The sequence below is a fragment of the Streptomyces hygroscopicus subsp. hygroscopicus genome (genome assembly GCF_001553455.1).
Lineage (GTDB): Bacteria > Actinomycetota > Actinomycetes > Streptomycetales > Streptomycetaceae > Streptomyces > Streptomyces hygroscopicus.
The window spans coordinates 1-14,683 of record NZ_BBOX01000065.1 but is presented as its reverse complement, the minus strand read 5'-3'; the positions used below and the strand labels follow the sequence as shown (position 1 = coordinate 14,683).

The 14,683-nt window shown below is 71.6% G+C and carries 13 protein-coding genes and 1 pseudogene; 13 read left to right on the top strand and 1 reads right to left on the bottom strand.

All coding sequences use genetic code 11. From position 1 onward, the window contains the following. The first annotated feature begins 52 nt into the window (after window positions 1-52). The 10 genes and pseudogenes from AXW62_RS44390 (at window position 53) to AXW62_RS08145 (ending at window position 9,247) form a co-directional block, all read left to right on the top strand. Complete coding sequence (locus tag AXW62_RS44390; RefSeq protein ID WP_060943916.1) at window positions 53-1,489, top strand: cytochrome P450; 1,437 nt, start codon at window positions 53-55, stop codon at window positions 1,487-1,489. Between the two features lie 70 nt (window positions 1,490-1,559). Continuing rightward, the gene (locus AXW62_RS08180) at window positions 1,560-1,838 is read left to right on the top strand and encodes a hypothetical protein (protein WP_060943915.1); all 279 of its coding nucleotides are present in this window, start codon (window positions 1,560-1,562) and stop codon (window positions 1,836-1,838) included. A gap of 49 nt (window positions 1,839-1,887) precedes the next feature. Then, on the top strand, window positions 1,888-2,019 hold the full coding sequence (locus tag AXW62_RS46620) for a hypothetical protein (RefSeq protein WP_284709080.1): 132 nt from the start codon (window positions 1,888-1,890) through the stop codon (window positions 2,017-2,019). A 126-nt stretch (window positions 2,020-2,145) separates the two neighbouring features. Then, window positions 2,146-2,364 carry a hypothetical protein gene (locus AXW62_RS08175; protein ID WP_060943914.1) on the top strand — a complete coding sequence of 73 codons (219 nt, stop codon included), beginning with the start codon at window positions 2,146-2,148 and terminating at the stop codon, window positions 2,362-2,364. 4 nt (window positions 2,365-2,368) lie between these two features. Beyond that, a complete protein-coding gene (locus AXW62_RS08170; protein ID WP_060943913.1) occupies window positions 2,369-4,756 on the top strand; it encodes an ATP-binding SpoIIE family protein phosphatase in 2,388 nt (795 codons plus the stop codon). A gap of 224 nt (window positions 4,757-4,980) precedes the next feature. Further along, on the top strand, window positions 4,981-6,150 hold the full coding sequence (locus tag AXW62_RS08165; protein ID WP_060943912.1) for a glutathione-independent formaldehyde dehydrogenase: 1,170 nt from the start codon (window positions 4,981-4,983) through the stop codon (window positions 6,148-6,150). Between the two features lie 378 nt (window positions 6,151-6,528). Then, window positions 6,529-6,768, top strand: a pseudogene (locus AXW62_RS08160) (ClpB D2-like domain containing protein); the annotation flags it as partial. Between the two features lie 6 nt (window positions 6,769-6,774). After that, window positions 6,775-7,239, top strand: a complete 465-nt coding sequence (gene trxA / locus AXW62_RS08155) for a thioredoxin (RefSeq protein ID WP_060943910.1) — start codon at window positions 6,775-6,777, stop codon at window positions 7,237-7,239. Window positions 7,240-7,244: 5 nt separating this feature from the next. Then, window positions 7,245-7,508, top strand: coding sequence for a UBP-type zinc finger domain-containing protein (locus tag AXW62_RS08150; protein ID WP_060943936.1), 264 nt, complete (start codon window positions 7,245-7,247; stop codon window positions 7,506-7,508). Continuing rightward, window positions 7,508-9,247, top strand: a complete 1,740-nt coding sequence (locus tag AXW62_RS08145; RefSeq protein WP_060943909.1) for an FAD-dependent oxidoreductase — start codon at window positions 7,508-7,510, stop codon at window positions 9,245-9,247. The genes AXW62_RS08150 and AXW62_RS08145 overlap by 1 nt, the downstream gene beginning before the upstream one ends. A gap of 264 nt (window positions 9,248-9,511) precedes the next feature. Here the strand turns inward: AXW62_RS08145 and AXW62_RS08140 are convergent, their stop codons facing one another. Continuing rightward, window positions 9,512-9,961: a DUF1931 family protein gene (locus tag AXW62_RS08140; RefSeq protein ID WP_060943908.1), complete on the bottom strand. Its 450-nt coding sequence runs from the start codon at window positions 9,959-9,961 to the stop codon at window positions 9,512-9,514. Window positions 9,962-10,302: 341 nt separating this feature from the next. Here AXW62_RS08140 and AXW62_RS08135 point away from each other — a divergent pair, with 341 nt between their 5' ends. From AXW62_RS08135 to AXW62_RS08125, 3 genes are all read left to right on the top strand, one after another. Next, window positions 10,303-12,117 carry an amino acid permease gene (locus AXW62_RS08135; RefSeq protein ID WP_060943907.1) on the top strand — a complete coding sequence of 605 codons (1,815 nt, stop codon included), beginning with the start codon at window positions 10,303-10,305 and terminating at the stop codon, window positions 12,115-12,117. A gap of 174 nt (window positions 12,118-12,291) precedes the next feature. After that, on the top strand, window positions 12,292-13,233 hold the full coding sequence (locus AXW62_RS08130; protein ID WP_060943906.1) for an NAD-dependent epimerase/dehydratase family protein: 942 nt from the start codon (window positions 12,292-12,294) through the stop codon (window positions 13,231-13,233). Between the two features lie 72 nt (window positions 13,234-13,305). Further along, window positions 13,306-14,683: beta-ketoacyl [acyl carrier protein] synthase domain-containing protein (locus AXW62_RS08125; protein WP_252368536.1), on the top strand; the 1,378-nt coding region annotated here is incomplete at its 3' end.

The following is a 14,683-nucleotide window of genomic DNA, read 5'->3' as shown; positions in this document are numbered from 1 at the left end:
ACCTCACGGCCCAGCCGGAATGGCCATTCCTGTCGCACTAAGGACACCGAACATGGAATTCCCCCCTTCGGAGCTGGCGTCCCTGGCGGTCGAGCCGCTGTTCACCCGTGACTTCGAGACCCGGCCCGCCGCGTTCTACGCGCGGTTGCGGGGCCGGTACGGGCCGGTGGCGCCCGTCGATCTGCACGGGGTCCCGGTCTGGCTGGTGCTCGGCTACCGCGAGGTGTGGGAGGTCCTGCGCGACGAGACGGTGTGGAAAAAGGACGTCCAGCACTGGCGGTGGCTGCGCGAGGGCCGGGTGCCGTCCGACTGGCCGAATCTGCCCGGCTACCAGGTCAGCCATCTGCTGCTCCAGGACGACCAGCAGCGCAAGGCCACGCGCGCCGCCGTGGACGAGGCGATCGCCCCCTTCCAGGACCCCCACGCGCCGCAGTCCTACGAGCTGGCGAAGGCCGTCTCCCGGCACGCCGACGAGCTGATCACCTTCTTCGCGGACGGCAGCGAGAGCGGATGGGCGGACCTGGGCGCGCAGTTCGCGCGGGCGCTGCCGCTGATGGCCGTCAACCGGCTGTTCGGCTTCCCGGTCGAGCAGGGCGACGAGGTCTTCATGGACTCGTGGCGGATGGTGGACGGCGGCCCGGACGCCGCCGCGGCCGTGGGCCGCCTGGTGGCCGCCACGACCGAACTCGCCGCGCACAAGAAGCGGCACCCCGGTGACGACCTGACCACCCGGCTGCTCGCGGTGGAACCCGCGCTGACGGTGGAACAGATCGGCCTGGAGCTCTACGCGATCATTGTCATCATGTCGGAGCTGGTCAGCCACGCCATCACCAACAGCGTGCTGGAGGTGCTGGCCGGGGATGCCGGGACGCGGGCCGGCCTGATGGCGGGACCCGTCGAAGAGCTGGTCAACCGCGTGCACATCGCCTCGCCACCGTGGGCCAACCTCACCTTCCGCTTCCCCGTGGCCGACACCGACCTGGGGGACTTCCGGCTGGCCGCGGGGGACGCGGTGCTGCCCTCGATCGCCGCCGCGCACGGCGATCCGATGTTCGCGACCCCCGGCAGCCAGGAGGCGTCGGTCAGCTCACGCGCCCATCTGGCCTGGGGCGCGGGGCCGCACCAGTGTCCGGGCCGGGGCATCGCCGACATGATCGTCACCACGGCGGTGGGCAAGCTGTTCGAGCGGTGTGACATCGAACTGGGGCTGCCCGTCGACCAGTTGCCCTGGCGCTCGTCGGCGCACGTACGCGGCCTGAAGTCCTTCCCGGTCCGGTTCCGGATGCGCACCCGGCAGGTCTCGGTGCCGGCCGTCACCGAGACGGCCGCGCCTGCCCCCGACCCGGCCCCCGCGGCTACCCCCGACCCGGCCCCCGCGGCTACCCCCGACCCGGCCCCCGCTCCGGCGCCCGAGCCCGCGACACCCGCCCAGCCGGAACGGTACCGCTCCGCGCTCTGGCGCTTCCTGGCCGGCCTGCGCCGGGGCTAGGAGGACTCCGTCAGGTCTCTGCGTCGGTTGTGTCCAGCTGCACGGTAGGTGTGTGGACGCACAGGGAAAGATGTCCGTCGGTGTTGCTCCCCAGTACTCCGGTGCACTGGGCAAGCAGGCGAACTGCCAGGTCTCGGCCCGTACCGGTTCCAGGCCGTTCGTCGGCCTCTATGCCGTGGACTTCGCGGTGTCCTTGTTCCTCCTTGGCGGCGGAGCGCTGGCCAAGCAGGTGGGCCGCTCGCTCGGACTGGGCGACTACGCGCGCCTGGCGTCGCTGGCGAGCGCGGCGGCCGTGGCCCCCGCGCATGGCGTTCTCCGCGGGGGCCGCATGACGAAGGTGATGCCTTGATGAGGCTCTCGCCGCCTGGGAGGGGACCGACAGCGGAGAGGATCCAGGGGTGCGGCGCGGGGCGGAGCTGCTGGTGCGGGCGCTGAAGGAGCCGACGAGCGGCGTGAGCCGGACGTCGTTGGAACGGGACGTCGACTCGGCCCGGCAGGAGCGGCGCGTTCAGCTGGCCGAGGCGGAGTGACGAGTGGCCCGGGAGCGCGGGGGCGCGCCCCGGCCACCGACGGGGGAGGGCTGAGCCCGCCCGCAGGGCGGCCGGGACGGTGGCCACGGACGACGCCGGAAGAGAGCCCGCCGTACAGTTGCTCGTATGGTGGACGCGGATGTGTCGACCTCGGCCGAGGCCGCCGGACAGCTGCTCGAGGCGCTGGTCAGCGCCGCCGAGCACGCCTCACGTGCGGTGTTCCCGGAGGTCCTGAACCGCTATGGGCTCCGCCTGCTGATGCACGCCATCGTTCGACCGCCGGCGCGACGACTCAGCGACGACGCCACGATTCTGGTGATCGAATGGTGGCCGACGGGACCGTAAGACGATGTCCTCCGTGGTGAACGAGCCTCTCGACATGGTGTACCTGGCCACGGCCACGATGGATTCGCACGGCGTCGTGACCGGGTGGAGCGAGGGCGCTCAGCGGCTGCTCGGCTATCTGCCCGAGGAGATCGTGGGGCGAGCAGTGACCGAGCTATGGGCCGGGGGGACCGCCGTCGAGGCGGTCGGGCGCTGCCTGGCCGGCCGGTCGGGGTGGAGCGGACGGGTGGGGCTGTGCCACCGTGACGGCCATCGCGTGGAGGCGGAGGCGCTGGCGCACCGCGTGGTGGCGGACGGCGGTGCCACCGGGTGGCTCCTGGTGGCCGCCGCCGCGCGGAAACCGTGTCCGCCCGAGGCCGACCCGGCTGTGGGGGCGTTCACCCAGGCCCCGTGCGTGCTCGCGGTCTTCGACACGGACCTGCGGCTGGTACGGGCGAACGCCGATATGGAGGCGGCGGCCGCCCTCACCGAGGATCGGATGCGCGGTATGCGCCTGGTCGAGCTCCTGCCGCACCCGGAGAGCGAGAAGACCGAGGAGGGCATGCGTCGCGTGCTGGAAAACGGCGAACGGCAGGTCCTGGAGGCTTATCTGCGGGTGCCGGGGGAAAGCCGCGAGCACGCCTGGACGATCTCGCTCGCGGCGCTCAAGGACCGGACGGGCAGTGTGTACGGCGTGTGCTTCGCCGCGTACGACACGACCCGCCGGCACCAGGCCCAGGAGCGGCTGCTGCTGCTGAACGAGGCGGGGAAGCGCATCGGCTCCACCCTGGACCTCGCGCATGTCGCCCATGAACTGGCCGACGTGGCCGTCCCCCGGGTCGCCGATTTCGTCGGCGTCGACCTGCTCACCTTCCTCGACCAGGGTGAGGAACCCCCCTCGGGCCCGCTGTCCGGTCCCATCACCATGCGCCGTGCCGCCCATCGCTCCGTCCTCCCCGGAACCCCGGAGGCCGTGGTCGACGTGGGCGAACTGGATACCCATCCGGAGTCCTCACCGTCGGCCGAATGCCTGGCCGAGGGCCGGGCCATCCTCTACCAGGTGACCGACGAGCTCATGGTCCGGTGGAACGCCCTCGATCCGGTACGGGCCGCCCGGATCCGGGAGTACGGGATCCACTCGGAGCTGGTGGTGCCGATGCGCACCCGCGGTGTCACCCTTGGTGTGGTGTTCTTCGCGCGCCACCGGACGCCGGTGCCCTTCGACGAGGATGACCTGCTGCTGGCCGAGGAAATCACGGCCCGAACGGCCGTATGCGTGGACAACGCACGCCGCTACAAGCGCGAGCGCATGACGGCCAGGGCTCTGCAGCGCCATCTGCTGCCGCGGCGCCTGCCCGACCTGGCCGCGATGGAGGTCACCTCGCGCTATGTGCCCTCGGAGGCGTGGGCCGGCGTGGGCGGCGACTGGTTCGACGTGATCCCGCTCTCCGGCGCTCGCGCCGCCGTGGTGGTCGGCGATACCGCGGGCCGTGGCGTCGAGGCGTCCGCCACCGTGGGGCGGCTGCGCAGCGCCATACGCACCCTGGCCGATATCGATCTGCCGCCCGGCGAGCTGCTCACCCACCTCGACGATCTCGTGACCCGGCTGGCGGCCGAGGACGATCCAGAGCCCTCCGGGGCCACCGGTGCCACGTGCCTGTACGCGGTCTACGACCCGGTCTCCCGCCACTGCACGCTCGCCAGCGCCGGCCACCCCCCGCCCGTCGTGGTCACCCCGGCCGGCAGCGCCGATATCCTCGACGTCTCCAACGGCCCGCCCCTCGGGCTGGGCACCCTGCCCTTCGAGGCGGTCGAGACCGAACTGTCCGAGGGCAGTGTCCTCGCCCTCTACACCGACGGTCTGGTCGAGAGCTTCTACCGCGCGATCGACGAGGGGCTGGAGGCGCTGTGCGAGGCCCTTGCCCAGCCGGCCCCGTCCCTGGACGCCCTCGGCGACACCGTCCTGCACACTCTGCTCCCCGACCGCCCCGAAGACGATGTCGCCCTGCTCCTCGCCCGCGCCCGGGCCCTCGGCCCCGACCGGGTCGCCACCTGGGAGATCCCACCGGAACCCGCCGTCGTCTCCCGGATCCGGCGGGAGGTCACCGCCCGACTGATGGACTGGGGACTGGAGAAGCTGGTCCTCACCACCGAGCTGGTCGTCAGCGAACTGGTCACCAACGCGATCCGCTACGGCCGCCCGCCCATCCGGCTGCGCCTGATCCGCGACCGCGCGCTCATCTGCGAGGTCTCCGACTTCAGCAGCACGGCACCGCATCTGCGCCGGGCCCGCGCGCTCGACGAGGGCGGCCGTGGCCTCTTCCTGGTGGCCCAACTCGCTCAGCGCTGGGGCACTCGCCTGGAGGTCCAAGGCAAGACCATCTGGGCCGAGCAGGATCTCTCGGAGGACTGAGCGGGGCCGAGGGCGCCGCCACCACCTCCGCCGGCCGCGGTCGCGTTCGAAGTGCCCGGATGAGACCGTGGAGGACCGGGCGACCGTCTTCCACGGCACGTGCCGCCATCGCAGCGGGGCCGCAGGACATCACGGCCTCGCCACCATCCATCCACCATCGCTCGCGGCCTCGGGCCGGGTGACGGCAGTGGTCGTATGCGTGTGGTGGTGAGCGAGGAGTGATCATGAAAGCAGCTGTATTCGAAGGACCGCGGAACGTCGTGGTCGAGGAGAAGCCCGACCCGAGGATCGAGCACCCCTGCGACGCGATCGTCAAAATCACCACCGCCAATATCTGCGGCTCCGATCTGCACATGTACGAAGGGCGTACGTCGTTCGAGAAGGGCCGCATCTTCGGGCACGAGAACCTGGGGCAGGTCATCGAGGTCGGCTCGGCGGTCAGAAAGCTCAAGGTCGGCATGTATGTGGTGCTGCCGTTCAACATCGCCTGCGGCTTCTGCAAACAGTGCGAGCGCGGCTTGACCAACTACTGCCTGACCATGCAGCCGGAGCCCTCGGCCGCCGGAGCCGCTTACGGCTTCGCGGACATGGGGCCGTACCAGGGCGGCCAGGCCGAGTTCCTGCGTGTGCCGTACGCGGACTTCAACGCGCTGCGGCTGGGCGAGGACGCCGAAGAGCGCCAGGCGGACTACGTGATGCTGGCTGACATCTTCCCCACCGGCTACCACGCCACCGAGATGGCGGGCGTCAACCCCGGAGACCAGACCGTCATCTACGGTGCGGGTCCCGTGGGACTGATGGCGGCCTACTCGGCGGTGATCAAGGGTGCTGGACGGGTGTGGGTGTGCGACTTCCACACCGATCGGTTGCGCAAGGCCGAGGAGATCGGCGCCATGCCGATCGACATGCGCGAACAGGACCCCGGTGAGGTCATCAAGGAAGCCACGTTGGGGCTCGGTGCCGACAACGGTTGCGAGTGCGTCGGCTACCAGGCCCATGACCCGTCGGGCCACGAGGACGCCTCCCGCACGATGAACAGCCTGATCGAGAACGTCCGCTTCACCGGGTGCATCGGCGTGGTGGGCGTGTTCGTCCCCGAGGACCCGGGCGGCAGGGAAGCCCAGCCCCAGATCGGCGACTTCGAGGCCAAGGGCAAGGTGCCCATCGACTGGGGCAAGCTGTGGTTCAAGGGCCAGAAGATCGGCACCGGCCAGGCACCGGTGAAGAGGTACAACCGCCGACTGCGCGACCTGATCGCCGGGGGCAAGGCCAAGCCCAGCTGGGTGGTCTCCCATGAGCTTCCGCTGGACCAGGCTCCCGACGCCTATGACCACTTCGACCGCCGGGACGAGGGCTGGACCAAGGTCATCTTGCACCCGGACGGTTCCGGCTGATCCGGCGGCCGGGCGCCGCTGTCCCGGTACCCCGAGGCCCACGGGGCCGGGGCGCCATCCTGGCCGCGGGGCGGCCGTCCTTGCCCGGCCGGGCCGGGAAGCGGCGGGCCGGTATGCCCCGGTGTGGGCCGCCCGGATCGCGCCCGCCCGTACCTGTCCTCGGTGGCGGTCCGGGGCGCCGAAATGAGACCCCACAGGCGCAGGCGCCCATCTGAGCCCATTTAGTCACTACTGTGGCTTAGGTGTCGTTATATCCCTGTCCTGTCGCCCGACCGGGCACCGGGGGGAATATCCGCGGCCGTCCCGGAAGGAGTTCCCATGGCCAAGGCAGTCGGTATCGACCTGGGCACCACCAACTCGGTGATCCCAAGGGCACCAGCCCGGAAGGTCATCGCCCACGAAGGCTACGACCCGGTCTACGGGGCACGCCCGCTGCGCCGCTTCATCTCCCACGAGGTGGAGACCCTCATCGGACGCGCCCTGCTGAAGGGCGACGTCCAGGAGGGCGCCACCGTCAAGGTGGACGCCCAGCACGGTGAACTGGTGGTCACCTACGAACAGCCATCGGGCGAGCACGCGGAGGAGCGAGCCCGGCAGGAAGTCGGAGAGGCGGCGTGACCGGCCATGTCAAGCCCAACGACCAAAGCCCGGACCATCAAGTGCCCCACCTGCGGACGCGCGAACAAGATCCCCGTGGCGGCCGAGGGCGCCCCTCGGTGCGGGAACTGCAAGTCGCCGCTGCCGTGGATCGTGGACGCGGACGAGAACGAGTTCGCCGAGGTCGCCGAGGAGGCGACGCCCCTCGTCGTCGTGGATCTGTGGGCGACTTGGTGCGGGCCCTGCCGGATGGTCAGCCCCGCACTTGAGCAGGTCGCCACGGAGCTGGCGGGCAGGGTCAAACTCGTCAAGGTCGACATCGACCGCAATCCGCACCTCGCTCAGCGGTTCGAGGTGCAGGCCGTGCCGACCCTGCTCATCCTGGACAAGGGCGAGCCGGTCGCCCGCCGCGCGGGTGCTGCCCCGGCGGGCACCCTGCGCTCCTGGGTCGAGCAGGTGGCGGCGGGCCGGCGGGACAGCGAGAGAGGGTGAACGCCATGGCCATCGAGCCCGATCCGCATCTGTCGATGGTGCGCCCGGTCTCCCCGCGCAGCCCCGAGGGGTGTGAGGAGTGCCTGCGCCTGGGGTCCCCCTGGGTGCATCTGCGGCTCTGTCTGACCTGCGGGCATGTCGGCTGCTGCGACTCCTCGCCGCTCAAGCACGCGTGCGCCCACGCCTATGTCGAGCAGCATCCCATCGTGGAACCCATGGAGCCGGGCGAGAACTGGCGCTGGTGCTACGCCCACGAGGCGCCGGCCTGATGGCAGGCGACGACCGGCCCCCCGAGGCCGCTCCCGACGAGGCGGTGCCGTTCGAGACCCCGGATCTGTACGGCGCCTACCCCCGGCTGTCGCAGGCCCAGATCGCGTTCCTCGCCGAACACGGGGAGCGCTTCCGGGTCGAGCCGGGCCAGGTGCTGGTCCGGGAGGGGGAGCGGTGTGCGGATTTCCTGGTCATCCTCAACGGCTCCATCGAGATCGTCGAGGCCCACGGCACCCCCGACGAGCGGGTCCTGAGGGTGCACGGGCCGGGGCGCTTCCTCGGCGAGCTGGGGCTGCTCCAGGGGCAGGTGGCCTTCTACACCGCCCGGGTCCGTGAGCCGGGGGAGGTGCTGTCCCTTCCGCTCGACCGGCTGCGGGTGCTGGTCGCCCGCGATCCGATCCTCGGTGACCTCGTCCTCCGCGCTTACCTGGGCCGCCGCGCGCTGCTCGTCGGCGCCGGCGCGGGCTTTCGGATCCTCGGCTCGCGCTACTCACCCGACACCCGGCGGCTGCGCGAGTTCGCGGCCCGCAACCGGCTGCCGCACCGCTGGATCGATCTGGAGTCGGACGAGGAGGCCGAGGCACTGCTGCGCCGTTTCTCCATCCCCCCGGAAGAGACACCGATCGTCATCTGGCGCGATCAGCGGGTGCTGCGCAACCCCAGCAACGCCGAACTGGCGCGGCTCATCGGTCTCTCTTCTCCGTCCATCGAGGAGGCGCGCAGCGATCTGATCATCGTCGGCTCCGGACCCGCCGGGCTAGCGGCCGCCGTCTACAGCGCCTCCGAAGGACTGACCACCGACCTCATGGACACGATCGCCACGGGCGGCCAGGCCGGCACCTCGTCCCTCATCGAGAACTACTTCGGCTTCCCGGCCGGGATCTCCGGCTCCGACCTCGCCGAACGGGGCGAGCTCCAGGCGCGCAAGTTCGGGGCCCGGGTCTGGGTTCCCGCGGAGGCCACCTCGCTCAAGCCCGAGGAGGGTGCCTACCGCGTCACCTTCGCCGAGCGCGGCGATGTGGTGGCCCACACCGTCGTGCTGGCCACCGGCGCCAAGTACCGCAGGCTCGAAGTACCCGGTATCGAACGGCTGGAGGGGGCGAGCGTCTACTACGCGGCGACCGTGTACGAGGCCCAGCAGTGCAGCGCGGATCCGGTCGCGGTGGTCGGCGGCGGCAACTCCGCGGGCCAGGCCGTCCTCTTCCTCGCCAAGCGCGTCCCGCGGGTCCACCTGTTGGTCCGGGGACCTGACCTCGCCGCCAAGATGTCCCGCTACCTCGTCGACCAGATCGAACGCCATCCGCGGGTGAACGTGATACTCAACAGCGAGGTGCGCGAGGCGGAGGGCGACGACGTCCTGCGGGCCATCGTGGTGGAGAACAACCGCACGGGGGAGCGTCGCAAGCTGGTCGTGCGCGCGATGTTCGTCTTCATCGGGACCCAGCCCCGTACGGCGTGGCTCGCCGACGTGGTCGCCCTCGACGACCGCGGCTTCGTCCTCACCGGCGCCGCGGCGCAGGCCCGTGCGAGTGGCACGGTCTGGGAGGGCCAGGGCCGTGTCTGTCTGGGGCTGGAGACCAGTCTGCCCGGCGTCTTCGCCGCGGGCGATGTGCGCAGCGGCTCGGTCAAGCGGGTGGCCTCCGCCGTCGGCGAAGGGGCGATGGCCATTCATCAGGTCCATGAGCACCTCGGCCACACCACCGTCGATGTCGCGCGCCACCCCGACGACGGACGATGAACATGCCGGTTCGCCGACAGCGGCGCGGCCAGGGAACGGTGTGTGCAGCGGCGTGCTCACGATCACCGTCCCCAAGGCGGCGAGCGCCAAGCCCCGTCACATCGGGATAACCGAGAGCAGCGAACGCCAGGGCGGCTGAGACCGCCGGGATCCGGCTCCCTCCCGCGGCGGTCCCGCTTCGCCGGGTGCCGCCGCGGGCTTCGGAGGGCCATCCTGGCCGGTCCGGCGGTCACCGCATCGCTCCCGGCATGCACAACCCGGGCGTCACAGCAGGAGATTGAAGAGCGGCCAGACGGTCTCCCAGTGCTTGGTCTGCGGATTCTTCAGGTCCGGGTAGATAATCCTGAACGCCTTGGCGAGCGCCAGGCTGAGCCCGCCGACGATTTCCGGCAGCCTCGCCTCCGTCGCGTCGTCGGGTGCGCGGTCCAGCGGCGGGTGCGTGGCGAGCTGATCGAGGATGGGCTTCAACTCGATCTCGTGGTCGAGGTCCCGGAAGCGGTGGATGCTCTCCTGGAGCCCCTTGGTGATCGGCAGATCCCACGGCAGGATCACGTCCCGGGCGTTGGCCTTCGCGACCGCCTCGGCGATGAGCAGCAGATCGTAGAGTTTGGCGTCCACGAAGCCGCTGTAGCGCTTGAGGTCGTTCTTGTCCACATCAAGTCCCGCCGCCACCCGGAAGAACCGCTCGAACCTGGGCACGGACATCACCGTCATGGTCACCAACCTCCACTCGTCCGGCGCTGGGCGTAACCCGGCGCGCCTCGTCAGCGCCACCCTCGCTCGCCGGATGCGCGACCGCATGGGCCCCAGGAACCAATCGCACGGCCCGGCCTGCTGCCGACAGGTCGATGACCGCGCCAGGTCATGCTATGGACGCGGCTCCCACCGCCGCGGCGACACTCGGGGAGCGCCGTGAGGAGCACTCGGTCAGGTCAGCGGAGTCACGGAGGCGGCGGACAAGCGGCGGCTGTCCGGGCATGCCTCAGGTGGCCGGGCGCCACGGCGGGGCACACTGTCGCGGGACGGCCCCCGACAACCCCGTCCCGAGGTTCCCCATGGCGTTCGGACTGGCACACCGCGCATTGCGGCCACGGGTGCCTTTGCGTCACGGGGAGGGCGACAAGCACCATCTCACCAGCCTCGAGGGGCTGGCCGCGCTGTCCCTGGACGCGCTGAGCTCGGTCGCCTACGGCCCCGAGGCCATCGTGGTCGTCCTGGTCGCCGCCGTCACCGGGGCCCTTACCGCCACGCTGCCCATCACTGTCGTCATCACCGTCCTGCTCACCGTGCTGGTGATCTCCTACTGCCAGGTGATCGCCGTCCATCCGGACGGCGGCGGCGCCTACGCGGTGGCGAAGAAGAGCCTCGGGCAACGGGTGAGCCTGCTCGCCGCGGCGAGCCTGACCATCGACTACGTCCTCACCGTGGCCGTCAGCCTGGCCGCCGGCGCCGCCAGCCTCGCCTCCGCCTTCCCGCCCCTCTCCTCGCATCTGCTCGCCGTCTGCCTGGTGCTGCTCGCCCTGCTCACGGCCGTGAACCTGTGGGGAGTGGCCGAGAGCGCCCAGGTGCTGATGCTGCCGACCGTGCTGTTCATCGTCAGCATGCTCGGCATCGTCGTGATGGGAATCCTGCGCTCGCACCCCGCGGCCGTCGTCGGCGCGGCCCACCCCGTCCAGGCCACCGAGGCGCTGGGCGTTCTGCTGATCCTGAAAGCGTTCTCCTCGGGCTGCTCCGCCCTGACCGGGGTGGAGGCCATCGCCAACGGCGTGCCGATGTTCCGCGAGCCGCGCATCGAGCGGGCGCGGCACACCGAGCTGATGCTCGGCATGCTCCTCGGAGCGATGCTGCTCGGGATGGCGTATCTGATCCGCCGCGACCATGTCGCGCCGCGCGGCGGTGTAACGGTCCTCGCCCAGCTCGCCGCCGGGTCGTACGGAACCGGATGGCAGTACTACGCGACCAACCTCATCGTCACCCTTGTTCTCGCGCTCGCCGCGAACACCAGCTTCGGCGGCCTCCCGGTCCTGATGAGCCTGCTGGCGCGGGACGACCGGCTGCCCCACCTGTTCGGGCTGCGCGCGGAGCGGCCGGTGTACCGGTACGGGGTGGTGGCGCTGGCGCTGTTGTCGGCCGCGCTGCTCAGCGCGGTGGGGGGCGAGACCCACCGGCTGATCCCGCTGTTCGCCATCGGGGTGTTCACCGGCTTCACCATCAGCCAGGTCGGGCTGGTACGGCACTGGGCGACCGAGCAGCCGGAAGGGTGGCTGCGCCGGGCGATGATCAACGGTCTGGGGGCCGTGCTGACCACCGGGGCCGGTCTGGTCCTGCTGACCACCAAGTTCCTCGAAGGGGCCTGGGCGGTCGTCGTCGCGGTGCCGCTGCTGATGCTGCTGTTCACCCGCGTCCAGCGCTATTACACGGCGGCCGGCCGGGAACTCGGGCTCGGGCGGATCCCGCCGCCACCGGCGCGCACCATGAGCCTGGTCATCGTCCCGCTCGGCGAGGTCAGCAGGCTCGCGCAGCGCGCGCTGACGGCGGCGCTCGCCCTGGGCGACGAGGTCGTGGCGATCAGCGTCCAGGCCGAGCCCGAGAAGGCGCGGGCCCTGCAGGACACCTGGGAGCGCTGGAATCCCGGGGTGCGCCTGGAGATCATCGACAGCCCGCACCGGTCCCTGGTGCAGCCGGTGGTCGCGTATGTGCGGCGCGAGGCCGGGGGCGGCCGGGAGATCGCCGTTCTCATCCCCGAGGTCGAGCCCCGGCACCGGCGCTACAAGATCCTCCAGAACCGGCGCGGCCTGCTGCTGGCCACGGTCCTCAGGGCGCGCACCGATGTCGTCGTCTGCATGATGCCGTACCGCCTGCGCGTGTGAACGGGGCCCGCTCGGCGGGGGCTTGTGGTACCTCGCGTGGCGGGTGCCCGCGGGGTGGCGTGGTACGCGCAGCCCGCTCTCCTCGCCCGGCTGGCCAGGACCGGTCCTCGGCAAGGGGCGCGGCCCGCCATATTTATCGCAGGCGCCACAGCGTCTCGCGCTAGTGTGCCGCGCGTGAGCCTCTATGTCGTCGTAGGATTCGGGCCCGCCGGAACGGCCACCGCCCGGCTGCTGGCCGAACAGGGCCATGCGGTACGGGTCGTCACCACCTCGGGCCGCGCTCCGGAACCCGGTATCGAGCACGTCGCGCTGGACGCGACCGACAGCACCCGACTGATCGCGGCCGCGCGGGGCGCGGCCGCCATCTTCAGCTGCGCCGCACCGCCCTACCACCGCTGGGCGCGCCAGTGGCCGCCGCTGGCCACGTCGCTCTGCGCGGCGGCCGAGGCGACCGGGGCCGTCCTGGTCATGCTGGGCAACCTCTACGGCTACGGCCCGGTGGACGGCCCCATGACCGAGGACCTGCCGCTGTCGGCCACCACCACCAAGGGACGGGTGCGCGCCGCCGCCTGGCAGCAGGCGCGCGAACTCCACGAACAGGGCCGTATCAAGGCGGTCGAGGTGCGCGCCTCGGACTTCTTCGGGCCCGGGGTGACCGACGGGGGCCACCTGGCCGGACGGGTCATGCCACGAGTGCTGCGCGGCAAGCCGGTCTCCGCGCTCGGGGACCCGGACGCCCCGCACAGCTGGAGCTATCTCCCCGACGTGGCCAGGGCCCTGGTCGAGGTCGCGGGCGAGGAGCGGGCCTGGGGCCGGGCCTGGCACGTCCCGACGGAGCCCGCGCGCTCCACCCGGCAGATGGTCGACCGCCTCGCCGCCCAGTCGGGAACGGGGCCGGTCGCGGTGCGCGGGCTGCCGCCGGCCGTGCTGGCGGCCTTGGGCCTGGTCTCCCCGCTGATCCGCGAACTGAAGGAGATCCGCTACCAGTTCGACCGCCCCTTCGTCCTGGACGCGAGCGCCTACGAAGCCGCGTTCTCGGTACGGGCCACCCCGGTCGATCAGCAGGTCAAGGCGACGGTGGACTGGTGGCGCGAGCGATTGGCCGACACCGGATGACATCTGCGAGAGCGAAGGATTCCAACAGTGGACACAACCGCACCCCGGCGCGATGACATCGCGATCGTGGGAATGGCCTGCCGCTTACCGGGGGCCCGGAACGTCAACGAGTACTGGCGGCTCCTCACCGAGCCGCGGGCGCAGTTCTCCACCGTTCCGGACTCGCGGTGGCACGCCGCCGCCTTTCTCAGCGACAGCTTCCGCGACCCGGCCTCGGCCTATACGGACACCATGGCGCTGCTGCCGGACGTCGGCCACTTCGACGCGGCGCACTACGGCATCCCGCCACGCCGGGCCCGGTCGATGGATCCCCAGGCCCGGCTGCTGATCGACCTCGCCCGTGAGGCGATCCAGGACGCGGGATGGGAGGCCGAGGGCTTCGACCGCGAGGAGACCTCGGTGATCACGGCACTCACCGAGAGCGGCTACCGCGAGATCAGCACCCTGCGGATCCGGATGCGTCAGCTGGCCGGCGGCGAGTTCGGGGCGCGGGCGGCCGATCCCCGGTGGCCGGAGTCGGTGCGCGCGGTGGACGGGCTGCACGGCACGTCCGTGGCCGGGCTGCTGCTCAACATGGGCCCGAACACGGTCAGTTCGGTCTTCGATCTGCACGGCGAGAGCTACGCCCTGGACTCGGCGTGCTCCGGTGGCCTCATGGCGGTGGCCAACGCCGTGTTCGCGCTGCGCGCGGGCCGGTGCCGCATCGCCCTGGCCGGTGGCGCCCAACTCATCCTCACCCCCGACCTGTTGGTGGGGCTGTGCCGGATCGGCGCCATCTCGCGCCGCGGCACCTGCCTGCCCTTCGGCGCGGAGGCCGACGGCTTCGTCCTGGGCGAGGGGGCCGGGGTGCTGGTGCTGCGGCCGCTGGCCGACGCACTGGCCGCCGGCGACCGGGTCTACGCGGTGATCCGCGGTGTGGGAACGGCCAACGACGGGACGGTGCAGGGCGGTATGCACCCCCAGGCGGCCGGTCAGCTCCGGGCGCTGCGCCGGGCCTACCGCGACGCGGGCCTGCCCCCGGACTCGGTGGGCTACCTGGAGGCGCACGGCACCGGGACCACGGTCGGCGATCCGGTCGAGATCGGTGTGCTGCGCGAACTGCGCGGTGAGCGGGGCGCGCCCGCCTTCCTCGGCGCGGTGAAGGCGGTGGTCGGGCACGCGCTCAACGCCGCGGGGATCGCCGGACTCATCAAGACCGTCCTGGCCGTCCACCGGGGCGTGATACCGCCGCAGCCTGAGTTCGAGCCGGCCGACCGGGCGGGACTCGACGCGGCGGGGCTGACCATCCCGACCGAACCGACCCGGTGGCCGCGGTCCGGCCAGCCGCGCCGGGCGGGGGTGAGCGCCTTCGGCTTCGGCGGCACCGGTGTCCATCTGGTGGTGGAGGAGTGCGCCACGGCCCCCGCCCGTCCCGCACCGGACGAGGAACCGCAGCTGCTGGTGGTCAGCG